23 protein-coding genes and 2 pseudogenes are annotated in these 22150 nt (G+C 71.3%); 12 read left to right on the top strand and 13 right to left on the bottom strand.

Features of this window, described 5'->3' with window-relative positions:
* Positions 1-87: 87 nt before the first annotated feature.
* Entirely contained in the window at positions 88-1488 is a 1401-nt protein-coding gene (locus tag AB0J04_RS35385; protein ID WP_363172707.1) for a nucleobase:cation symporter-2 family protein, read from the bottom strand.
* A gap of 100 nt (positions 1489-1588) precedes the next feature.
* Entirely contained in the window at positions 1589-2959 is a 1371-nt protein-coding gene (locus tag AB0J04_RS35390; protein WP_363172708.1) for an FAD-dependent oxidoreductase, read from the bottom strand.
* Between the two features lie 201 nt (positions 2960-3160).
* Here AB0J04_RS35390 and AB0J04_RS35395 point away from each other — a divergent pair, with 201 nt between their 5' ends.
* Positions 3161-3679, top strand: a complete 519-nt coding sequence (locus AB0J04_RS35395) for a DUF6214 family protein (RefSeq protein WP_363172709.1) — start codon at positions 3161-3163, stop codon at positions 3677-3679.
* A 50-nt stretch (positions 3680-3729) separates the two neighbouring features.
* Here the strand turns inward: AB0J04_RS35395 and AB0J04_RS35400 are convergent, their stop codons facing one another.
* The gene (locus AB0J04_RS35400; RefSeq protein WP_363172710.1) at positions 3730-4383 is read right to left on the bottom strand and encodes a DUF305 domain-containing protein; all 654 of its coding nucleotides are present in this window, start codon (positions 4381-4383) and stop codon (positions 3730-3732) included.
* Between the two features lie 208 nt (positions 4384-4591).
* On the opposite strand from AB0J04_RS35400, the gene AB0J04_RS35405 reads away from it, so the two are divergent.
* Entirely contained in the window at positions 4592-6094 is a 1503-nt protein-coding gene (locus AB0J04_RS35405; protein ID WP_363172711.1) for a hypothetical protein, read from the top strand.
* Here AB0J04_RS35405 and AB0J04_RS35410 read toward each other — a convergent pair.
* From AB0J04_RS35410 to AB0J04_RS35430, 5 genes are all read right to left on the bottom strand, one after another.
* Positions 6082-6786 carry a helix-turn-helix domain-containing protein gene (locus AB0J04_RS35410; protein WP_363172712.1) on the bottom strand — a complete coding sequence of 235 codons (705 nt, stop codon included), beginning with the start codon at positions 6784-6786 and terminating at the stop codon, positions 6082-6084. The two genes, AB0J04_RS35405 and AB0J04_RS35410, sit on opposite strands and share 13 nt — an antisense overlap.
* Before the next feature lie 262 nt (positions 6787-7048).
* Positions 7049-7573 carry a hypothetical protein gene (locus tag AB0J04_RS35415; protein WP_363172713.1) on the bottom strand — a complete coding sequence of 175 codons (525 nt, stop codon included), beginning with the start codon at positions 7571-7573 and terminating at the stop codon, positions 7049-7051.
* Positions 7570-8241, bottom strand: a complete 672-nt coding sequence (locus tag AB0J04_RS35420) for a phosphatase PAP2 family protein (protein WP_363172714.1) — start codon at positions 8239-8241, stop codon at positions 7570-7572. Before AB0J04_RS35420 ends, AB0J04_RS35415 begins: the two co-directional genes overlap by 4 nt.
* Positions 8242-8354: 113 nt before the next feature.
* The gene (locus AB0J04_RS35425; protein WP_363172715.1) at positions 8355-9290 is read right to left on the bottom strand and encodes a M56 family metallopeptidase; all 936 of its coding nucleotides are present in this window, start codon (positions 9288-9290) and stop codon (positions 8355-8357) included.
* Between the two features lie 151 nt (positions 9291-9441).
* Positions 9442-9996, bottom strand: a complete 555-nt coding sequence (locus AB0J04_RS35430) for a DUF5134 domain-containing protein (RefSeq protein WP_363172716.1) — start codon at positions 9994-9996, stop codon at positions 9442-9444.
* A gap of 204 nt (positions 9997-10200) precedes the next feature.
* Here AB0J04_RS35430 and AB0J04_RS35435 point away from each other — a divergent pair, with 204 nt between their 5' ends.
* Entirely contained in the window at positions 10201-11847 is a 1647-nt protein-coding gene (locus AB0J04_RS35435) for an FUSC family protein (RefSeq protein WP_363172717.1), read from the top strand.
* Complete coding sequence (locus tag AB0J04_RS35440; RefSeq protein ID WP_363172718.1) at positions 11844-12563, top strand: MarR family transcriptional regulator; 720 nt, start codon at positions 11844-11846, stop codon at positions 12561-12563. Before AB0J04_RS35435 ends, AB0J04_RS35440 begins: the two co-directional genes overlap by 4 nt.
* Positions 12564-12575: 12 nt before the next feature.
* On the opposite strand, the pseudogene AB0J04_RS35445 reads toward AB0J04_RS35440, so the two are convergent.
* Positions 12576-12734, bottom strand: a pseudogene (locus AB0J04_RS35445) (VOC family protein); the annotation flags it as partial.
* Here AB0J04_RS35445 and AB0J04_RS35450 point away from each other — a divergent pair.
* Positions 12733-13258: pseudogene (locus AB0J04_RS35450) on the top strand (transposase); the annotation flags it as partial. The pseudogenes AB0J04_RS35445 and AB0J04_RS35450 overlap by 2 nt on opposite strands.
* A gap of 126 nt (positions 13259-13384) precedes the next feature.
* Here the strand turns inward: AB0J04_RS35450 and AB0J04_RS35455 are convergent.
* Positions 13385-13777 (bottom strand): VOC family protein, encoded by a 393-nt coding sequence (locus tag AB0J04_RS35455; protein WP_363172719.1) that lies wholly within the window; start codon positions 13775-13777, stop codon positions 13385-13387.
* Between the two features lie 84 nt (positions 13778-13861).
* Between AB0J04_RS35455 and AB0J04_RS35460 the strand changes: the two genes are divergently transcribed.
* On the top strand, positions 13862-14419 hold the full coding sequence (locus tag AB0J04_RS35460) for a GNAT family N-acetyltransferase (protein ID WP_363172720.1): 558 nt from the start codon (positions 13862-13864) through the stop codon (positions 14417-14419).
* Positions 14420-14438: 19 nt separating this feature from the next.
* Here AB0J04_RS35460 and AB0J04_RS35465 read toward each other — a convergent pair whose 3' ends face one another.
* Positions 14439-15122 (bottom strand): glycerophosphodiester phosphodiesterase family protein, encoded by a 684-nt coding sequence (locus tag AB0J04_RS35465; RefSeq protein WP_363172721.1) that lies wholly within the window; start codon positions 15120-15122, stop codon positions 14439-14441.
* A gap of 262 nt (positions 15123-15384) precedes the next feature.
* Between AB0J04_RS35465 and AB0J04_RS35470 the strand changes: the two genes are divergently transcribed.
* From AB0J04_RS35470 to AB0J04_RS35485, 4 genes are all read left to right on the top strand, one after another.
* Positions 15385-16782, top strand: a complete 1398-nt coding sequence (locus tag AB0J04_RS35470; protein ID WP_363172722.1) for a DUF6421 family protein — start codon at positions 15385-15387, stop codon at positions 16780-16782.
* 56 nt (positions 16783-16838) lie between these two features.
* A complete protein-coding gene (locus tag AB0J04_RS35475; protein ID WP_363172739.1) occupies positions 16839-17585 on the top strand; it encodes an SDR family oxidoreductase in 747 nt (248 codons plus the stop codon).
* Positions 17582-18652 (top strand): low specificity L-threonine aldolase, encoded by a 1071-nt coding sequence (locus AB0J04_RS35480; protein WP_363172723.1) that lies wholly within the window; start codon positions 17582-17584, stop codon positions 18650-18652. Before AB0J04_RS35475 ends, AB0J04_RS35480 begins: the two co-directional genes overlap by 4 nt.
* A 98-nt stretch (positions 18653-18750) precedes the next feature.
* Entirely contained in the window at positions 18751-19323 is a 573-nt protein-coding gene (locus AB0J04_RS35485; protein ID WP_363172724.1) for a transglutaminase family protein, read from the top strand.
* Between the two features lie 259 nt (positions 19324-19582).
* Here the strand turns inward: AB0J04_RS35485 and AB0J04_RS35490 are convergent, their stop codons facing one another.
* A complete protein-coding gene (locus tag AB0J04_RS35490; RefSeq protein ID WP_363172725.1) occupies positions 19583-20311 on the bottom strand; it encodes a lysophospholipid acyltransferase family protein in 729 nt (242 codons plus the stop codon).
* A 187-nt stretch (positions 20312-20498) separates the two neighbouring features.
* Complete coding sequence (locus AB0J04_RS35495) at positions 20499-20915, bottom strand: DUF4395 domain-containing protein (RefSeq protein WP_363172726.1); 417 nt, start codon at positions 20913-20915, stop codon at positions 20499-20501.
* A 75-nt stretch (positions 20916-20990) separates the two neighbouring features.
* Here AB0J04_RS35495 and AB0J04_RS35500 point away from each other — a divergent pair, with 75 nt between their 5' ends.
* Together AB0J04_RS35500 and AB0J04_RS35505 are read left to right on the top strand one after the other, a co-directional pair.
* Positions 20991-21404, top strand: coding sequence for a thioredoxin family protein (locus AB0J04_RS35500; protein WP_363172727.1), 414 nt, complete (start codon positions 20991-20993; stop codon positions 21402-21404).
* A gap of 208 nt (positions 21405-21612) precedes the next feature.
* Complete coding sequence (locus tag AB0J04_RS35505) at positions 21613-22122, top strand: flavin reductase family protein (protein WP_363172728.1); 510 nt, start codon at positions 21613-21615, stop codon at positions 22120-22122.
* Positions 22123-22150: the final 28 nt, after the last annotated feature.

The raw sequence follows: 22150 nt of genomic DNA on the forward strand, positions 1-22150 counted from the left end.
AGCTCCGCTACGAGGACTCTCGCCCGGCACACCGAGAGCACGCACCGAACGCCGCTCCTTCTCCCACGGAGATCCATCAGAAGCCCCCTAGGCGGTCGGCAGACCGGTCGCCCGGGACGCGTCCGAACCGGCAGGACTGTCCGAACCGGCAGGACTGTCCGAACCGGCTGACGCGGGCGAACTGCCCTTGCCCGGCAGGTGGTTGAAGAGGAGGTTGAGTGCGATCGCCGTCACGCAGCCCGCGCTGATGCCGCTGGTCATCACGGTCTGGAACCAGTCCGGGAACTTCGCGTAGAGCGTCGGGACGCCGACCGGCAGCACGCCCATCGCCACCGACACGGCCACCACGGTCAGGTTGTGGTTGCCCTTGAAGTCGACCTCGGCCAGCGTGCGCAGCCCGCTCGCGGCCACCGTGCCGAACATCACCAGACCGGCGCCGCCCAGCACCGGCGCCGGAATCGCCGCCACCACCGCGCCGAGCTTGGGCAGCAGACCCAGCAGGACGAGAATGGCGCCCGCGGTGGCGACGACCCAGCGGCTGCGCACCCGGGTCATCCCCACCAGGCCCACGTTCTGCGCGTACGCCGTGTACGGGAAGGTGTTGAAGACACCGCCGAGGACGGTCGACAGGCCGTCGGCGCGCAGGCCGTCGGAGAGGCTGCGCGAGTCGACCTTGCGGTCCGTCATCTCGCCGACCGCGATGAGGTCACCGGTCGTCTCGGTCATCGTCACCAGGGCCACGACCAGCATCGAGATGATCGCCGAGGCCTCGAACGTGGGCGCCCCGAAGTGGAACGGCGTGCTGATCCCGACCCAGTCGGCGTCCCCGACCCCGTCGAAGTCCGTGAACCCGAACGGCACCGCGACCGCGAGCCCCACCGCGATGCCGATCAGCACGGCGATCCGGCTGAGGAAGGCCGGCGCGAAGCGCTGCACGCCCAGCACCGCCGCGAGGACGAACGCGGCCAGCCCGATGTTCCTCGGCGCCCCGAAGTCCGCCGAACCGGCCCCGCCCGCAGCCCAGTTGCCCGCGACCGGCAGCAGCGAGACGCCGATGATCAGGATCACCGTGCCCGTGACCAGCGGTGGGAAGAAGCGCAGCAGCCTGCCGAACACGGGTGCCAGCAGGGCGATCGCGAGCCCCGCCACGATCACCGACCCGTAGATCGCGGGCAGTCCGCCGCCGGTCGTCCCGATGAGCACCATCGGCGACACCGCCGCGAACGTACAGCCCTGCATGATCGGCAGCCGCACGCCGAAGCGCCAGAAGCCCACGCACTGGATGAGCGTGGCGATGCCGCACACCAGCAGGTCGGCGGTGATCAGATACGCCAGATCGGCGGGCGACAGCTTCATCGCACCGCCCACGATCAGGGGCACCGCCACCGCGCCCGCGTACATCGCGAGCACGTGTTGCAGACCGAAGGCGGCCAACTGCCGTACGGGCGGCACCTCGTCGACGGGATGAACGGGCGCGGTCGTGGCCATGGGCACTCCAGAGCGGCGGGGTGACGGGAAACATGCAGACAGCACGAGACCGTAAGGCGTTTGAACAGTTTGTTGATTTCAGCGCTGTTGCCGAGGTGTGTCAGGCCCACCTGGTCGTCCGCGCTGCCGCGGCCAGCAGCGAAGCCCAGTCCGGCAGCTTCACCACGCCCCGCCCCAGCGAGGCCCCCAGCTCCGCCTCCGCCCGCTCGATCGCCAGCCACCCCGCCCATCCGACGACGGGTTCGGCGCCGGCGGCCCGCAGCGGCTCCAGCGGATCACCTGGCAGCTCCCGCCGCAGCAGGACGGGCGCGTCCTCCAGCAGGGACGTCGCCGTCTCCTTCGCGCACGGCCGGTTGGTGCCGATGACGCCGGTCGGGCCCCGTTTGATCCAGCCCGCCACGTACTCGCCCGGCGCGGACGCGCCCTCGCGCAGCACCCGCCCGGCGAGATGCGGCACCGTGCCCCGCTCCGGGTCGAACGGCAGCCCCTCCAGCGGCAGTCCGCGATAGCCCACCGAGCGCAGCACCAACTGGGCCTCGATGTCCTCGTACCGTCCGGTGCCCGTCACGCCGCCGTGCCCGTCCGGGGCCGTCCGCTCGAAGCGCACCGCGCCCACCCGGTCTCCGTTCCCGGCTCCGGCTCCGTCGGCGAGCAGTTCGACCGGGCGCAGAAAGAACCGGAGCCGGATCCGCCGCCGTGCGCCGCGGGACGGCGTCGCCGCCCAGCCGCGCAGCACCTCCACGTTGCGGCGCTGCGCCGCCGGCAGCCCGGCCGGGTCGCCGTACGCCGGATCGAGCGCCAACTCCGCCTCGTCCACGACCACTTCGGTGTCCGGCAGGCCGCCCAGCTCGCGCAGCTCCTTGGTGGTGAACCGGGCCTGGGACGGGCCGCGCCGCCCGACCATGTGGATCTCGGTCACCGAACTCGCCGCGAGCGCGGTCAGCGCCCCCTGAGGCATGTCGGTGGGACTCAGCTCCGCCGCGCCCCGGGCCAGCATCCGGGTGACGTCCACCGCGACGTTCCCCACGCCCACCACCACGGCCGAACGGGGGCCGGGCCGGAAGTCGTCGGCAGCGGCGTCGGGGTGCGCGCTGTACCAGGACACGAACTCGGTCGCCGACCAGCTGCCGGGCAGCTCCTCGCCGGGGATGCCGAGGTGCCGGTCCGTCGCGGCGCCCACGCAGTACACGACCGCGTGGTACAGCTCGCGCAGCCGCGCCACGGGCACTCCGTCCGCGCCGACCCGGATCCCGCCGAGGAAGCGGACCCGCTCGTGCTCCAGCACCGCGCGCAGGTTCTGCTGGAGCGACTTGATCTTCTCGTGGTCCGGGGCGACCCCGTACCGCACGAGCCCGTACGGGCACGGCAGCCGGTCCAGGACGTCGACGAGCACCTCGGGGTCCTGCTGGACCAGGCTCTGGGCGGTGTAGACCCCACTCGGCCCCGAGCCGACGACGGCGACACGCAGCACGGCGGAACTCCTTACCCCGGCGGGACGGAGGAGATCGCTGGTGTCTCCAGCATCGCACTGCTGCCGCTCCGCTGACAGGGTGCTGTGCGATCGCGACGCGTGCGTGTCCGTTCGTATGGAAAGTGATCATGCGGTTACGTTGCGTGTGTGCTAGAAGCATCGTTTCTTAATCTTTCTGATCGTTGCGCCGAGGACGGCACGGTGTCCGTGTGGCCGGCGTGGGAGATCCAGGAGGGTGGAGGCGTCACTTCCTGGTTCCATGTGCGGCTGGCCTTCGCCGACGGGGCGTGCGTCGACCTGCTGGCCGTCGTCTCCGAGGGCCGTGTCTCCATCGAGGACGTCCGGGCCCAGCCGGCCCTGTCCCTCGTCGACCTCACGGTCCTCGCCGACTGGATCGAGGGCCCGCTGTTCGAGAGGTGCGACAGGACCGGCCCAAAGACGGAGCCGGAGGGCGTGACGGACACGGCGGACGCAGCGGACACGGAGGTCACGGGGCAGGCCGGCGAGCCGCTCGGCTCCCGGCGGGCCCGCCGGGCCTGGCCGCGCGGCATCGAGGGGCGATGGCTGGTCGCGCAGGAGTACCGCGCGGCCCAGGAAGAGGGCGTGGACCCCGTTTTCGCCGTCATGTGCGCGACAGGGCGCAGCCGACGCAGATCGCTGCGCCTGATCGCGCAGGCGCGGGACGCCGGCTATCTGACACCACGAAACGCACGGCGCTGACCGGATCGGACCGGGCCGGGTCGGGCCGGTGCCGACAGCAGACCCGGCCGCTACAGCATCCCGCGCATCCGGGTGATCTCACTCGTCTGCTGCGCGATCACATCGTCCGCCATCTCCTCGACCTGCACGTTGTTGCCCTGTGCCTTGACGTCCGTGGCCATGGTGACGGCGCCCTCGTGATGGGTGATCATCAGGGTGAGGAAGAGCGCGTCGAACGCCTTGCCGCTCGCCGCGCGCAACGTGGTCAGCTGCGCGGCGGTGGCCATCCCCGGCATCGCCGTGTGCTGGTGCTCGTCGCTCGTCGTCTTCTTGCCGTGTGTCGTGAGCCAGCCCTTCATGGCCTCGATCTCCGGTCCCTGCGCCGCGGAGATGCGCAGGGCGAGCCGCTCGACGTCCCCCGACTCGGCGCGGTCCGGGACGAGTTCGGTCATCTCGAGGGCCTGGGTGTGGTGCTCGATCATCATCTGCGCGTACGACACGTCCGCCGCGTTGGGAGTGTCGTCGTCGACGCGCTGCTCGGCCGCGTCCTGTGCGGACAGGGTCCGGTTCGCCTCGCCCGGCTTGCCCGGCGCGATCACCGAAGGGCCGCTCGCCGAAGGGCCCTTCGCCGCACCCGACTTGGTGTCCGGCCCGGAGTCGCAGCCCGCGAGCGCGAGAGCGAGCAGCAGCGAGGCCGAGACGAGGGGCGCGCGGCGGAAGAGCACAACAACCTCCTGGGACGGGCGAGTTGAGGACGAGGGGGTCGTCCTCGGCTGGATCCGTGCACTGTCTGGATCTTGCACCACCGATCGCACTACTGAACGGAAAGATTCATTACGAGTGCGTTGCCGACCTTTGATCTGTGCATGATGAAGACGATACTTCGGAGCACCGTGAACCGTTCCCGTGGGAACGGCAACGAGGGAGGATGCAGTGACCCTGTTGAACGATCCCCGAACGCGCCGCAGACGGCTGGGAGTCGCGGCCGCGTGCGCCGGTCTCCTGGCCGCGCTTCTGACGGCGGTCCCGGCGGCCGCGACCCCCGACCCGGGGGACGGTCCAGCCGTGGAGCAGGAGGTCTCCCGAGGCGCCCGGGCCGAGGCGTCGGCGGCGATCGCCGCGGGTGAGATACCCGGGCAGGACGAGATCGTCCACTCCGCCAACATCCAGCACCTGACGAACATCCCCAAGGACGTGCTGCCCGGCACCAACTCGGACCTGGCCTTCCAGGGCAAGTACGCCTTCGCGGGCAACTACGACGGCTTCCGCATCTTCGACATCAGCAACCCGAAGTCGCCGAAGACCGTGTCCCAGGTGCTCTGTCCCGGCTCGCAGAACGACATCTCCGTCTCGGGCAACCTGCTCTTCCTGTCGACCGACTCCTCGCGCAGCGACAGCAGTTGCAACAGCACCACGCAGCCGGTGACCGAGAAGTCCTCCTGGGAGGGCATGAAGGTCTTCGACATCAGCGACAAGAAGAACCCGAAGTACGTCGCCGCCGTCGAGACCGCCTGCGGCTCGCACACCCACACCCTGGTGCCCGAGCGCAAGAACGTCTATGTCTACGTCTCCTCGTACTCGCCCAACGCCGCCTACCCGGACTGCCAGCCCCCGCACGACGGCATCTCGGTCATCAAGGTGCCGCGCAACGCCCCCGAGAAGGCGGCGGTCGTGGGCTTCCCCGTCCTGTTCCCCGGTGAGGGCGCGGACGGCGGCGGCAACCCGGGCGGTCCGACGAACCCCGGCGTGTCCAAGACCACCGGCTGCCACGACATCACCGTGCTGCCGGAGAAGGACCTGGCGGCCGGCGCCTGCATGGGCGACGGCATCCTGTTCTCCATCAAGGACCCGGAGCACCCGAAGGTCATCGACCAGGTGCAGGACAACGTCAACTTCGCGTTCTGGCACTCGGCGACCTTCAACCTGAAGGCGAACAAGGTCGTCTTCACCGACGAGCTGGGCGGCGGTGGCGCGGCCACCTGCAACGCGGCGATCGGCCCGAACCGCGGCGCGGACGGCATCTACGACATCGTCGGCAAGGGCGACAAGCGCAAGCTCGTCTTCCGCAGCTACTACAAGATCCCCCGCTACCAGGCGGACACCGAGAACTGCGTCGCCCACAACGGCTCGCTGATCCCGGTCAAGGGCAAGGACCTCATGGTCCAGGCCTGGTATCAGGGCGGCGTCTCCGTCTGGGACTTCACCGACTCCTCGAAGCCCAAGGAGATCGCCTACTTCGAGCGCGGCCCGCTGAGCACCACGACGATACAGACCGGCGGCTCGTGGTCGGCGTACTACTACAACGGATACATCTACTCGAACGACATCGCCAAGGGCTTCGACGTGCTGAAGCTCAGCGACCGGCGCACGGATCCGGCGAAGCGGGTCCAGCTGCGCGAGCTCAACGTCCAGACCCAGCCGGACTACTTCGACTGATTCCCGGTCGACCGACCCCGGGTCGGCCGACTCCTGGGCGGCGGGTCCGTCGCGAAGAAGCGCGACAGATCGGTGTCACCTCTCCCGCCGGGCGCCTCGGCGTCCGGCGGGACCCCCTGTTCCCAGTCGAGCCGATAGCGGGCGAACAGCTCGGCGCGCAGCGTCGTGAGCGGCAGCGGCACGTTCGGCAGCACCATCGCGTAGACGGCTCCCATCAGCTGGCTGCGCAGCATCGGGTAGTCGTGGTCGACGTCCTGCGATCCGTGCCGGACCGCGGTGTCCCGCAGCAGCTCGGCCAGTCGCTGCTGCTCCGGGCACTGCACGAAGCCCTCGGCCTGCAACAGCCCCGCCATGTGCTGGCGCATCAGCACCGTGCGGTCCCGGGCCAGCCCCATGATCGCGTCGATGGCCCGCGCCATCCGCTCCCGGCCGTCCTCGGTGTGCGGCTCCCGCTCCAGCGCCTCCTCCAGCGTGCGGTGCATCAGCCGGTGCACGGCCGACTGCACCAGCTGGCGCTTGCCGGGGAAGTAGTACGAGACCAGACCGCGTGCCGAGCCGGCCCGGTCCGCGATGTCGCCGAGCGTCGTCGCCTCGTATCCGCGCTCGCTCACGACCTCCACCGCCGCCTGGAGGAGCCGCTCCCGGGAACGTCGACGCAATTCTTCATTGACCGAGGCGCTGCGCGGGGACATCCTGTAACTCCTGCGTTGACTGGCTATCAGCCAACTATACTCAGGGCATCCCGGTCGGTTCCGGACGGAGCATGACCGGGCTGCGGCCTGCTCTGGGCGACGCGGGGGATCGTCCAGAGCAGGCGCGTTCTTCCGTAATGGTGGCCTGAGGCTACTGTCGATCGTCGACGTTGCTGACCACGCCTGCCCGGACGCCGAGCTCGCTCAGCACGTCCAGGACGTCGGCGTACGCGGACCAGGCGGCGGGCGTCATGGGGCGATCCTAGGAACGGTGCGGATCTTGTGGAGTCACGTTCCAGGCGAGCGGAAGATCGGCGTCGCAGAACACGCAGACGAAGGCTCCCTCGCGGACCACGTTGTTCTCCCCGCACCGCTCGCAGCGCCGGAACACCAACGTGTGCGTGAAACCGTCGGGCCGGCCGATGTCGGCCCGGTCCAGGGCGGCGGCGACGGCCGGCCAGGAGTCGGGGTCGGGGCAGTAGCCGGTGGACTGGTTGCTGACCTCGTGCACGCGCACCGGTCCGTGCGGGCCACGGCGGAACGAGATCTCACCCGCGCCGAGCACGTCACCACCGCCCGCACACGCGACGTGCTCGCTGCGCCGGGGCGCGAGCCGCAGCAGGCCGTCGAGGCCGACGACGTAGGTGAACGGCTCCGCGTCCTGCGCCGTCGCGCAGGCGTCCAGGTCGGCGGCGCAGCGGATCGCCCGGCCCCCGTCGCCGACGACTACCGCCCGGCGCACGTCCTCCGGTCCCACATAGCCGTACCTGCGCCCCGGCACGGTCACGGCCGCCACCGCAGCCGTGCCGCGATCGCCAGTGCCACCAGCAGCGCGCCCAGCAGCCAGCCGCCCAGGACGTCCGAGGGCCAGTGCACGCCCAGCCAGATCCGGGTCAGCCCCACGCCCGCCACGGAGACCACCGCCACCGCCAGCGCCGTACGCCACACGACGCGGTCGACGCCGTGCCGGTGCAGCAGCCACAACAGGAGGCCGAACACCACGGTGGCGGTCAGGGCGTGCCCGGAGGGATACGCCGCGTAGTGCGCGGAGTCGACGGGGTCGGGCCAGTCCGGACGGGCGCGGCCCACCCAGGCCTTGAGGCCCTGCTGGATCAGCGTGCCGACCGCCGAGGTGGCGACCAGCCAGCCGGCCGTCCACCACGCCGCGTGTCGCCACACCAGCCACACGGCCACCACCCCGACCAGCAGTCGCATGGTCACGGGGTCCCAGACCCAGTCCGTGAGGATGCGGCAGACCTGTGTGACGTCGGGGTCGGCGACGGCCCATCCATGGGTGGTGCGGGCGATGTCGTCGTCGACGGAGATCAGGGGCTGCCACGTGGCCGCGACCAGGACGAGCAGCACGACGGAGCACAGTGCCAGGACCAGGGCGGTACGCACGGCCATGCGCAGGGCTGTCGGGCGGGGCGGGGTGTCGACGTGCAGGGTGCGCATGTAGTGATCCTCGCCGACCGATGGGGCGAGAAGCGAACCCGGGTCTTCCGGGGGCGGCCCCGGGACGGCCTCTTCCTGCCGGACTGTGGTCTGTTCCCTTGGCCGGGGAATGCTCAGCCCAGTGCCCGTAGCGCGGGCACCAGTGTCACCAGCACCGGGATCACCGGTACCAGCGAGGCCGCGGCCGTGAGGCGGAGTCTGCGGGCTGCGGTGAGGCGGTCGGGCGGGGTCAGCAACCGGTCCACGCGCTGCGGGACATGGGCCCGCGGGGCGGGGGAGGGGCCGAACACGCCCCGGTCCTCGTTGAGTTCGACCAGCGCCAGCGCGGTCGTCAGCCGGCCGAAGCGACGGGAGGCCATGTCGTCGGCGGAGAGTTCGACCAGCCGGTGCATCTCGTCTCGGAACGCGGCGAACACCGGCACCTGCGGGAATCCGGTGGCCAGCGCGGTCGAGCAGTGCAGCAGCCAGTCGTGGCGCGCCTGCGCGTGCCCCTGCTCGTGCGCGAGGACGGCATCGAGCTGACGTCCCTTCAGGCGCCGCAACGCGGCCGTGGTGACCACCAGTCGGGGTTCCGCGCCCGCCAGCCACCAGGCGTCGGCCCGCTCGCCCTCCAGCACGAACAGCCGGCCGGACGTCGACTCCTCGCCCGGCAACAACGGGACGCGCAACCGGAGTTCGGCCCGCCGGGAGCGGTGTCCGGCCCGGCTGCGCAGGACCTCCCGGACGAGCATCGCCCCGCTCCACAGCCCGGCGCAGGCGAGCAGCACCGCCGTCGCCGCCGCCCAGGGGCCGGTCGCCCCCAGCGCGTACGCGTCCACCACCGCCTGCGGGGCCGGAGCGAAGACATGCCCGCGCACCGCCTGCCAGGCCGCCGCCGCGCTGAGCGTCATCGACAGCGCGCAGCACAGCAGGACCGCGGCCACCACGCACTGCCACGCCCACAGCGCCACCACCGGTTCACGGTCCGGCCAGTCGGCCCGGGCGATCAGCCGGGGGGCGATCACGGCGGTCAGGGCGCCGAGCATCAGCAGGACCGCGGGGACCATCATGGTCAGCACCCTATGAGCGGCGCGGCGCTCAGGGGTACGGCTTGTTACAGCGAAGTGACGCAGACCACGCCCGGCGGTACGGATCACCGCCGAGACGCGTGGACCGAGGCCGCCCGCACGGCAGTCGGCGATCGCGGAGCGAGCGGGGGATCTACATCGTCAGCAGCATGGCGAGCATCCCGATGCCCATCGACAGCCGGCATGCCCGCGCCACTTCGGGCCGGTCGCCCCAAGCCGCGGCGACGGCGGGTCCGCCCGCCCCGGCCACCGGCAGCAACCGGACCCCGGCGAGCAGCACGTACCCGGTGAAGTACAGCAGCAGCGCGCCCGTCAGCAGCGGGACTCCGGAGCCGCCCGGCCCGTGGTCGTGCGCGTGCGCGGGCGTGGCGGCCATCACGGCGGCCATGTAGACCATGGCCCCGGTGCCCACCAGATGGTGCAGGTGGTGGGCGCTGGTGCGGGCCGCCCACAGGGCCCGCAGCCCGGCTGCCCCGAAGACCGCCGCGAAGGCCGGCCAGGCCCAGGCCGGAGGGGTGAACGCGGCCTGGGGCACGGCCATCGCGGCCATTCCGAAGCCCATCAGCGCCTCGCCGCCCGCGGCCCTGCGCTGTTCCTCCACTGTGCTGCGCATCCGCAGCAGGCAGTAGGCCCCGGTCGCCGCACACAGCGCGACGAGCAGCCAGCCGGGGGAAGCCGGTCCGTGCATGCGCACCTCCCCGCTCGATGTCATCAATCGTACCGATGGGTGCCGATCGTGCCGATCGCGCCGATCGCGCCGATCGAGGGATGCGATGCCCACTGCTTGCCGCGCGCACGCGGGCGCAAGGGTGTACATGGGGGGCATTCGACGGAGCACGTGCCGTGCCTCGTGAGTAATTTTACGAGTAAAACACATGCTAAATTGATTGGTATGAGCAGTCCTCTCCCGCTCGCCGCCGCGCTGCGCCTCGGCCGGCCCTCCGACATCTGGTTCAAGCCCGCCCTGAGCGTGGTCGCGGCGGTCGCCCCGCCCAACCTGATCCTGCTGGCCCTCGGGCGGCTGGACCTGGCCATGTACACGATGGCGGGCTCCCTCTGCGCGCTCTACGCCCACCACCGCCCCTACGCCGCCAGGGCCCGCGTCCTGGCCTGGGTGGTGCTGGGCATGACCGGCGGACTGGCCGTCGCCCTGCTCGCGGCCTCGCTCACCACCAGCGCCGTGGTGCTGGTCGCCGTCGGCGCCCTGCTCGCGGCCGCGCAGAAGGCCCTCTGCGACGCGACCCGCCTCGGCCCGCCCGCCCATGTCGTCCTCACCTTCATCAGCTCCGCCTCGCTGTTCGCGCCGCAGACCCTCGGACAGGTACCGGGGCATCTGGGGCTGGCCCTCGCCACGGGCGCCTGGGCCTGGCTGATCGGCATGGCACCCGGGCTCGCCCGCCCGCACGGTCCCGAGCGCCGGGCCACCGCCCACGCCCTGAACGCGGCCGCCGCCCACGTCGCCGCGAACGGCACCGGCGACGCTGACGGCCACGCCCGGACCCGCGCCGCCGCGGCCGCCGTCGTGCACGCCGCCTGGCAGACCCTCCTGTCGGCCCGCGCCGGGGAAACGCGCCGCGCCCTGGAGCGTCTGGTCGTCCGGGCCGAGATCGCCCTCGCCGCCCCCGCCGACACCGACCCGACGCGATGGCGCGACTGGGCCCGCGAGCTGCGCGGCACCGGCCCGGTCCCGCACCCCGACGACCTCGTCGACGACGACGAACTCCTCGGCCTCGACGTCGAACTCGCCACCGCTCGGCCGCCGTTGTGGCGCAGCCTCGGCCCGCTCGCGCCGATCGCCGTACGCACCGCCGTCGGCTGCGCCCTCGCCGGATACGTCTCCCTCGCCCTCGGCGTCGGCCGCCCCTACTGGGCCCTGGTCACCGCCGCGTCCCTCTACCAGGCGAACGTCACCCTCACCTGGAGCCGCGGAGTCCAGCGGGTCGTCGGCAACCTCGTCGGCGTGCTCGCCTTCGCCGCGCTCGTCCCGCTCGCCCATCTCACGCAGGCGGCCCTCGTCCTGGTCTGCCTCGCCCTCAACTTCGGCGCCGAGGCGCTGATCAGCCGCAACTACTGGCTCGGCAGCGTGTGCGTGACCCCGATGGCCCTGCTGGTCACCGAGTTCGCGCAGGTCCAGGATCCGGGCCGGCTGATCACCGAGCGGCTCGTGGACACCCTCGTCGGCGCGGTGGTCGGCTTCGGCGCCGCGGTCGCCGTCACCAACCGCCGGGCCGGCGATCGTCTCGGAGCCGCCCTGACGGCCGCCGAACGATCCCGCGAGCACACCGCCCGCCTCCTGGCCGCGCCGCATCCCGCCCCCGGCGCGCTGGACTCGGCGCGCCGCGGCCTCGCCGCCGCGCTGGTCGACCTGCGCGCCACCGCCGACGCGGCATCCGGCGAGTGGTGGCAGCGGGCGCTGCCCGAGGAGCGGGTCGTGACGGCCGAACAGTCCGGACACCGTACGCTCGCGGCGACGGTACGGCGCCAGGGGCTGCTCCTGGACCGGGACGTGAACGTGAGAGCGGAGGACGTACGGCGATGACGGCGACGCAGGGACGGGCGGCGGCCGGGAACGGGGCGGGGGAGGGACCGGAGACCGGGGACGCGTCGCGGGAACGCCCCGCAGCCGAGGACCTGAAAGCGAGGGGCGACGAGTCCGGCGACGCCGACCCGACCACGAGCGACGACCCGAACACGACCACGAGCGAGGGCTCGGCGACCGGCGATGGCTCGGCGACGGGCGACGGCTCGACCAGGAGTGACACGGTCGCCGCCGTCGTACGGCAGTGGCAGGCCGTCCGGCCCGACCTCGACACCGGCCCCATGGAGATCATCGGCCGGGTCAACCGCTGCGCCGCGCTGCTCCAGCAGGCCGAGGACGCGCCCCTGCGGCGAGCCGGCCTGAGCCGTCCCGAGTTCGACCTGCTGGGCGCGTTGCGCCGCACCGGCCATGAGCTGACCCCCGGCGACCTGGCGCGCGAGACCTTCTCCTCCGGGGCCGCCGTCACCAAGCGTCTCAAGCAGCTCAGCGAGCGCGGTCTGGTGGAGCGACGCGGCGACACCCGCGACCGCCGGGTCGCGCACCTTCGCCTCACGGACGCCGGGCGTGAGCTCGTCGACGGCATCATGCCCGAGCAACTCACCTACGAGAGCGCCGTCCTGTCCGCCCTGGACGACGGCCGTCAGGACGAACTGGCCGAACTGCTGGGCGAGTTGCTCAGCCGACTGGAGGGACACATGCGGGGACTGCGGGCCTGAGCGCCCGGTCGATCAGTGCTCGTCGCCCGCCCGACACACGCCGAACACCGCGCTCTGCGGGTCCCGCAGCACGGCGATCCGGGGCCCGTCCGGCACCGACGTCGGTTCCATCAGGGCGGTGCCGCCCGCCCCGACCGCCGACTGCGTGGCGGCGTCCACGTCGGCCACCGCCCTGGCCGAGCAGACAGTGAAGGTCCCCGGCACGGCCTCGGCAGGCGAGATCATCTCTGGCCTGGCCGAGGCCCTCGGCGTCCTCCTCGAGTGCCGGGACATCCTGGAGACCCGGGTCGCCGCACTGCTGGAGGCCCACCCTCTCGCGAAGGTCCTGACCTCCATGCCCGGGGTCGCGGTCAGGACCGGAGCCCGCATCCTGGCCGAAGTCGGCGACGCCGGCGCGTTCCCCACTGCCGCCCACCTGGCCTCCTACGCGGGACTGACCCCCACCACCCGTCGTTCGGGAACCTCCATCCGGGGCGAAGGACCGCCCCACGGCGGCAACAAGATGCTCAAACGGTCCCTGTTCCTCGCCTCGTTCGCCTCGCTGAGCAGCCCCGAATCGCGGGCCTGCTACGACAGGAAGCGGGCGGAGAAGAAGCGCCACAACGCAGCCCTCATCTGCCTCACCCGCCGCCGTCCTGCACGCCATGCTCAAGCACCGCACCCTCTACCAGCCCGGCCACGAACAAACAGCCTGACCAAGCCCACAGACCTGGACCGAACAGATAGAAGCACCCCGACCGAACGTCCCGCCCCCGGCCGGGTTGCTCAGACCCTCGGCCGGGGGCCGGCCTCGGTCGAGGCCGGCAGGCCCGCCCGGAGGTTCAGATGCCCGGTCGGTATCGGATCGGGTGGTCCGCCGGTACCTCCACCAGCACGATCGGTGTTCCGTCCGGATCTGCGATCCACATCTCGACCAGGCCCCAGGGCTCCTTCAGCGGCGGGCGGACGATCTCGACGCCCTTCGCCAGCAGCTCGTCGTGTGCCGCGGTCGCGTCCGCCACCTGGAGCCACAGCCGTACGGCGGGGTCCCGCGGCGTCTGCGCGCGTCCCGAGAGCTCCAGGTAGCCGCCGCCGAGGAAGTAGACGACCCCGCGCTGCGGCCCCGTACCGAACTCCCGGTAGACGGCCAGACCCAGCTGCTCTCCGTAGAAGGCGCGGGAGCGTTCGGGGTCGGTGGGGCTGAGCAGGGTTCTGCTGCTGAGTACGTGCACCATGCAGCGGAAGCCTACTGGGGCAGGATTAGGCTCGCCGGAGTTCCCGCCGCGTCAGAGACCGTTCAGAGACCGGAGACCGCCCGCATGGACACCGCCGCCACCGAATCGACAGAATTCACCGAGTTCACCTTCCGCGACGCCACCGACGCCGACGTGGACGCGCTCGTCGCACTCGTCGAGTCCGCCTACCGCGGAGACTCCAGCCGGGCCGGGTGGACCACGGAGGCCGACATCCTCGAGGGCCGGCGAACCGACCCCGACGGCGTGCTCGCCGTCATCAAGAACCCCGACAGCCGGCTGCTCACCGTCGAGCGGGGCGGCCGGATCGTCGCCTGCTGCCAGCTCGAACACCGCGGCGACCACGCCTACTTCGGCATGTTCGCGGTCAGCCCCACGATTCAGGGCGGCGGCCTCGGCAAGACGGTCATGGCGCAGGCCGAGCGGCAGGCCCGCGAGAACTGGGACGCCGCCGAGATGCACATGAGCGTGATCTCCGTACGCGAGGACCTCATCGCCTGGTACGAGCGGCGCGGCTACCGCCGTACGGGACGCATGACCCCCTTCCCGTACGGCGACGAGCGCTTCGGCATCCCGCAGCGCGACGACCTGCAGTTCGAGCTGCTGGTCAAGGAACTCGCCTGACCACCGGGCCGGGTCCGGCCTAGGCGGTGAAGCGGCCCGTGCGCCTGATCTCCGGGTAGTCGGTGGTCGCGCCGTCCAGCTCCAGGGCGCGGACGAGCCGCAGCTGGTCCTGGGTGTTGACCACCCAGCCGATGATCCGCAGGTCCCGTTTCCGCGCCTCCTCGACGATCTCCAGGTTCAGCCGCCGCAGGTTGAGGCAGACCGTCGCGGCTCCGGCGGCCACGGCCCGGTCTACGATGCCGAGGTCGTACCGGCTGCCGATGAGCGCGGTGCGCACCCCGGGGACGAGTCGCGCGATCTCCGCGACGGCCTCGTCGTGGAACGAGGACACCTCCACCCGCTCCACCAGGTCCCGCGCCTGCATCACCTCGGCGAGCGCCCGGGCCGCCTGGACGTCCTTGATCTCGGCCTGGAGCGGCGCCCGCACGGCGTCCAGCACCTCCTCGAAGAACGGGACACGCTCCCCGCGGCCCGCGTCGAGGGTCCGCAGCTCCGCGAGCGTCTGGTCGGCGATCGGTCCGGTCCCGTCGGTCGTGCGGTCCACGTCGGGGTCGTGCATGACCACCAGCGCGCCGTCCCTGCTCAGATGCAGATCGAGCTCGATGACGTCGAGGCCGGCCTGCTCGGCGGCGACGAAGGAGCGCAGGGTGTTCTCGGGCTCGACGCCCATGATTCCGCGGTGACCGATGGTGAGGAAGTTCAAGACGCGACCCGCTTCCGTCGACGGCTGGGCTGGAGGACCACGCAGCCTAGTGGCCGCCGGGTCGGCCAGAGCCTGCGTGTGTGCAGCAGGCTCTCCCTACCCACCATGCCCCGGCGAAAGCAACCGCACCCCCGCTGTGCGACAGGAAAAAGTGCGGTGAAAATGCTGAGGCGCAGGATAATCTCCCGAAGGTCCACTTGCTGGAGGAAACCTCATATGCATACGGTGTCCTGACGCGAGGTTCTCCAGTGGAGGATGGGACATGACGGAAATTCTTGTGCAGGCGGCTACGGGGGAGCGAGTGCCTCCGGCGACCAGGGTGGTGGAGCACCCGGCGTGGCGCGTGCTCAAGGATGCCGTGGAGCGGATCCGGCCCTGGCAGGCGAAGGACGGATCGATCGACTTCACGGCCGAGCACGCACCGCAGGGCACGGACGCCGAGCAGGCCGTCCGGCAGGTGATCGAGGCCGTCGAGGAGCTGTCGCCGCTGCTCCCGCACGACGCCGACTACCACCGGGCCCTGGTGAGGGACCTGCGGGTCTGGGCCGACGGCGGTTTCGCCGTGCCCGACTTCCTCGACTCCCTGCTGGCCTTCCAGCCGGCCGCGAACCGCCGCGACGGCCTTCAGCACCTGGTCGTCTTCCCGATGTACACGCAGAACGGCAACCCGGACCGCAACCTCGAGGCGGTCGTGCTGCGCATGGTCTGGCCCAACTGGCTGGCCGAGCTGGAGCGCACGCGCTACGACAACCCGCTGTTCTGCGGCATCACCTTCGAGGACTTCACGGCCGGCTACGACACCAACTCGGCCGTGCTGTTCCCGGAGACCATCGCGGTCCGCCAAGCGCCGGAACGTTTCTCCTGGGGCGGTATCTTCTGCGACCGCGAGGCCGCCCGGTTCCGCCGCGTCACCGACGCCGCCGTCGACGTCCTGGGCCTCGAGCTGCCCGCGGACATCGCCGCCATGGTCCACGACCAGAAGCGCTGTGAGGAGGCCTTCGTCCTGTGGGACATGGTCCACGACCGCACCCACAGCCACGGCGACCTGCCCTTCGATCCCTTCATGATCAAGCAGCGGCAGCCGTTCTGGATGTACGGCCTGGAGGAGCTGCGCTGCGACCTCACCGCCTTCAAGGAGGCCGTGAAACTGGAGTCCGACGGCGTCCCGCAGGCCCGTGACGTGCAGTACGCGGTCCTCTTCGACCGGATGTTCCGCTTCCCGGTCACCGGCGACCGCGTGCGCAACTACGACGGCCTCGGCGGCCAGCTGCTCTTCGCCTACCTGCACAAGCACGACGTCGTCCGCTGGACCGACAACAAGCTGCACATCGACTGGCAGCGCGCCCCGCAGGTCACCAACCAGCTCTGCGCCGACATCGAGCAGCTGTACCGCGACGGCATCGACCGGCCGAAGCTCGTGCACTGGTTCGCGGGCTACGAGCTGGTCGCCGCCTACCTCGCCCCGCACCCCGGCTCCAGGTGGGCCAAGGGTCCCGACGCCCTGGACCTGACCCAGCCGCCCCGCAGGCTCGTGGATGACGTGCTTCCCGACGAGTTTCCGCTGAGCATGTTCTATGAGGCACTGTCCAAGAAGCTGAAGAACGTGATCGCCTCCACCAAGGGCATCACGGCGGACAGTGCCGAGCGGATCGCCGCGTGAGCGACCTGCGCATCGAGGACACTGCTCTGCAGAACACTGTTCAGGAGGCGAAGACCATGGGGAACGGGGCTCTCAGCGGTGCGGTGATCGCGGTGGCCGGCGCGGGCGGACCCGCCGGCCGGGCGGCACTGCTCAGGCTCGCCCAGGCGGGCGCGACCGTCGTCGGCTCGGACAACGACCCGGAGCGGCTGGCCGAGGCCGTCGACCACGCGCGTTACGAGGCCGGCGGCGCCACCGTCACCGGCGACACCGTCGATCTGCTCGACCTGAACTCCACCCGCGAGTGGGCCACCCGCATCGAGAAGGACTTCGGCCGGGTCGACGGCCTGGTCCATCTCGTCGGGGGCTGGCGCGGCAGCGAGACCTTCATCAAGACCAGCCTCGACGACTGGGACTTCCTGGAGATGCTGCTCGTCAAGACCGTGCAGCACACCTCCCTCGCCTTCGGCGAGGCCCTTCAGGCCAGTGATCGCGGCCGGTACGTGCTGATCAGCGCCGCGGCCGCCGGCAACCCCACCGCGGGCAACGCCGCCTACGCCGCCGCCAAGGCCGCGGCCGAGGCATGGACGCTCGCCCTGGGCGACTACTTCCGCAAGGCCGGGGGCGCCGAGGGCCCCACCTCCGCCGCTGCGATCCTGGTCGTCAAGGCGCTGGTGCACGACGCGATGCGCGCCGACCGCCCCAACGCGAAGTTCGCGGGCTTCACCGACGTCCAGGACCTGGCCGAGGCCATCGCCGGAGTCTGGGAGAAGTCCGCCGCCGAAGTGAACGGACAGCGTCTGTGGCTCACCGAGAAGCCGTGAACCCACCGAAGACCGACGCGCGTCGTCATCACGACCCGGAGGTCCGCGGTTTCGCCAGCGACAACTACGCCGGCGCCCACCCGGAGGTGCTCGCCGCCCTGGCCCTGGCCAACGGCGGTCACCAGGTCGCGTACGGGGAGGACGACTACACCGAGAACCTCCAGCGGATCGTCCGCAGCCACTTCGGGTCCACGGCGGAGGCCTTCCCGGTCTTCAACGGCACCGGCGCCAACGTCGTCGCCCTCCAGGCGGTCACCGACCGCTGGGGAGCGGTGATCTGCGCCGAGAGCGCCCACATCAACGTGGACGAGGGCGGCGCGCCCGAGCGCATGGGCGGCCTGAAGCTGCTCACCGTCGCGACGCCCGACGGCAAGCTCACCCCCGAGCTGATCGACCGGCAGGCCTGGGGCTGGGAGGACGAGCACCGCGCGATGCCGCAGGTCGTGTCCCTCACCCAGAGCACGGAGCTCGGCACCCTCTACACGCCCGACGAGATCCGCGCGATCTGCGACCACGCCCACGCGCACGGTATGAAGGTCCACCTGGACGGCTCCCGGATAGCCAACGCGGCTGCCTCGCTGGACGTCCCGATGCGGACGTTCACCAACGCGGTCGGCGTCGACATCCTCTCCCTGGGCGGCACGAAGAACGGCGCGCTGTTCGGCGAGGCGGTCGTCGTGATCGACCAGGACGCCGTCCGCCACATGAAGCACCTGCGCAAGCTGTCCATGCAGCTCGCCTCCAAGATGCGCTTCGTGTCGGTGCAGTTGGAGGCCCTGCTCGCCAAGGACCTGTGGCTGCGCAACGCCCGCCACGCCAACGAGATGGCCCAGCGGCTGGCCGAGGGCGTGCGGGCCGTGCACGGCGTGGAGATCCTGTACCCCGTGCAGGCCAACGGCGTCTTCGCGAAGCTCCCGCACGACGTGAGCGAGCGGCTGCAGAAGCGGTTCCGGTTCTACTTCTGGGACGAGGCGGCGGGCGTCGTGCGCTGGATGTGCGCGTTCGACACGACCGAGGAGGACGTGGACGCGTTCGTGGCGGCGGTCAAGGAGGAGATGGCGCGCTGAGCGGGTGTGCGCGAGGGCACGCGTGGATGAGTGCATAGATATGCGGTCAACTGGAAATTAATTGACTCCCGGGTGATCGCTTTCTATGCTCTGCGTCCATGGAGCTGATCCAGGAGACCCCCGACCTGTCCGCGTACTTGGCCGCTGACGAGGTCATCGACCACCACCACCCGCTCGTGCGGCAGACGGCCGCGCGTCTCGCCAAGGAGGCCACGGACTCGTATGTCTATGCACGCCTGGCGTTCGAGTTCGTCCGCGATGTCATTCCCCACTCGCAGGACTCCGGCGACCTGCGCGTCACCTGGCGCGCCTCCGACGTGCTGGAACAGGGCACGGGAATCTGCTTCGCCAAGGCCCACGCGCTGACCGCGCTGCTGCGGGCCGAGGACATCCCTACGGCGCTGTGCTACCAGAAGCTCGACGTGGTGCACGGACTCGTCGCCGTCCGCTTCCACGGCGCCTGGCACCGCCAGGACCCCCGCGGCAACAAGCCGGGCGTGGACGCGCGGTTCTCCCTGGACGGCGAACGACTCGCCTTCCTGCCCGACCCCGCGGCCGGCGAGCTGGACTACTCCGGCCTGTACGCCACCCCGCACCCGACCGTCCTCGGCACGCTGAAAGCCGCGACGGACCGGCCCCGTCTCTGGCGGACGCTCCCCACCGCGCTGTGAGCACCCCCGCCGCGGCCGCGCTCTGTTGCACTCGCTGACACCGCGACCGCCGTCCCGGTCGTCCTCGCCGCGTCCGACGACACGCCCTGCCGGCGGTTCCCGGCTGCCGCACGCGCCGTGGCCGAGGACCCGGCCGCCGCGATCCGTGCCCTCGACCCGGGCGACGGCCTCGCCCCCGTGGCGCGTTCGACGGACAACGGGCAGGGACCCTGCCGACTGCCGTGACGCGTCAGGGGCGCGGGGGCGGCGGAAGCGGGCGTCAGCGTGCCTCGGCCTCGCGCACCTGCTCCGGAGTGGGCGCGGTGCCGCCCAGGTGGGCCGGCATCCACCAGGTGTCGCTCGCGTCCTTGGGGCGGACGGGGTAGGCGCGCTGAGCGGCCTCGAGAAGCTCCTGGACGCGCTCGCGCAACTGCCGGGTGATCGCGCCCGCGTACTTGTCGCGCGAGGCCTCGATGGCCTCGCCGACGCGGATGGTGATCGGGGTGTGGCTGCGCTTGAAGTTGCGCGGGTGTCCCTTGGTCCACAGCCGCTGGGTACCCCACACGGCCATCGGGATCAGCGGGACGCCGGCCTCCTGCGCCATCCGGGCGGCGCCCGACTTGAATGTCTTGAGGCAGAACGACTGCGAGATCGTGGCCTCGGGGAAGACCCCGACGATCTCCCCGGAGCGCAGCGACTCCAGCGCGTGCGCGTAGGCGGCGTCGCCCTGCTTGCGGTCCACCGGGATGTGCTTCATGCCGCGCATCAGCGGGCCGGAGATCTTGTGGCGGAAGACCGCGTCCTTCGCCATGAAGCGAACGAGACGTTTCTGCGGGAGGGCGGCCAGACCGTCGAAGATGAAGTCGAGGTAGCTGATGTGATTGCTCACCAGCACGGCTCCGCCAGAGCGCGGGATGTTCTCCGACCCCTTGCAGTCGATCTTGAGGTCCCAGGCCTTGAACAGCAGCTGGGCGAGGCCGACGGCGGGGCGGTAGACAATCTCTGCCATGGGCGGGGCGGACCCTTCCTTCTCTTTGCCGGGGAAGCCTCCGCCGGCAAAGTTACGCAGCCGTAGGTTTACGGCATCTCGCAGATCGTGCCCCAAGAACGGCCGGGGAGCCAGTCCTGGTGCCCGGGAACCGCGAGATTCTCGTCACTTCAACCCCCTTGATCCACCTCAGGCTTTTTAGCCGCCTTTACTCCGCGCGTACCGAAACCCGGCGTGCGAGCAGGTACATCTCGCACCCCAGGCAGTACCCGAAAGCGGCATTGAGGAACGCGGCCGCGAGCGCCGCCCCGGTCGCCGCGAGACCCAGCCACTCGGGCCCCAGCGTGAGGCCGACGAGACCGACCCCCGCGAACAGCAGCCCCACCGACTGCGCGAACCGCGGCGGCCGGGGCGACTCGAACTCCGTCGGCGGTCCGAGCCGCGGCCGGACGACCCTGCGGAACACCCAGCCGTACGGCGAACGCCCCACCCCGCCCGCCGCGCCGAGCGCGAACGCCAGCGTCTGCCAGGCCGACAGCCAGGCGCTGCCCGTGATCAGCACGACCGCGAGCACTACGGTCGTCACGGCGGCCCCGAACCGCGGGCCCCTCACATCGATGTCCATGAATCAAGCATTCCGCAGCGGAAACGATTTCTGGGCCTGGGAATCTTTGCAGTCATGTGAACGCTGGAGGAGCTGATGACCGGACTGGCGGTGTGCGTGGCGGTGCTCGCGGCGGCGAGCGCCTACGGAGTGCTGCAACGGCGGCGGAGCGGGAGAGTGCGGGTGCGCGGGCGCGACGAGGACAAACGGATCGGAGCGGACCGGCTCGGCGGCGAACTCGGCGAACGGGCCACGCTCGTACAGTTCTCCAGCGCCTTCTGCGCGCCCTGCCGGGCGACCCGCCGGGTCCTCGGCGAGGTGGCCGGCCTGGTGCCCGGCGTCACCCACATCGAGATCGACGCCGAGGCGCACCTGGACCTCGTCCGCGAACTCGACATCCTCAAGACCCCGACCGTCCTGGTCCTCGACGCCGACGGCCGCGTCGTGCGGCGCGCCACCGGTCAGCCCCGCAAGGCCGACGTCATCGCGGCCCTGGGGGAGGCGGTGTGAGGCCTTTGTGGGGGACGGTGAGGCATCTCCCAGATGTCGGGACGTACTTGACTGCGCCCGGCACCTATCGTCAGCCTGACTGTATGCCTGAGGAACTTCTGCTCCACGGACGGGTCCACGTCGACCTGGTCCGTACCGCGAGCGCGCGCTGTCCGGTCCGTTGAGCATCCACGGCCCGGCACGCCACCTCCCGCAGAAGGACAGCCTCATGACGGCCACGCCCGACCTCGGCGCCGCGCAGATCGCCTCGCCCGATCTCCTGCGCTCCGTCTTCCGGCGGCACGCGGCGGGTGTCGCCGTGATCACCGCCTCCGGTGCGAGCGGCCCGGTGGGCTTCACCGCCACCTCGCTCAGCTCCGTCTCCGCCGAACCTCCGATGCTCTCCTTCGGCATCGGCACCGGCGCCTCCAGCTGGCCGGCGGTGTCCCGGGCCGAACACGTGGGCGTGCACATACTCGGCGAGCATCAACAGGCGCTGGCCGCCACCTTCGCCCGGAGCGGCGCCGACCGCTTCGGCGCGTCGACCGTGTGGCGCGAGGGCCCGGCCGGCGTTCCCGTCCTGGACGACGTACTCGCGTGGCTGGTGTGCCGAGTTGTCGCGCGCGTGCCCGCGGGGGACCATCGCATCGTGCTGGCCGAGGTGGTGCAGGGCGATCCGGCGGGCGCGGGCCGTCCGCTGCTGTACCACCAGGGGCGGTTCACCGCTCTGCGGGATTGATCACGGACCCGCCCTCCTGCGAAGCCGT

It is taken from the genome of Streptomyces sp. NPDC050263, from assembly GCF_040655955.1.
In the GTDB taxonomy this organism is placed as follows: domain Bacteria; phylum Actinomycetota; class Actinomycetes; order Streptomycetales; family Streptomycetaceae; genus Streptomyces.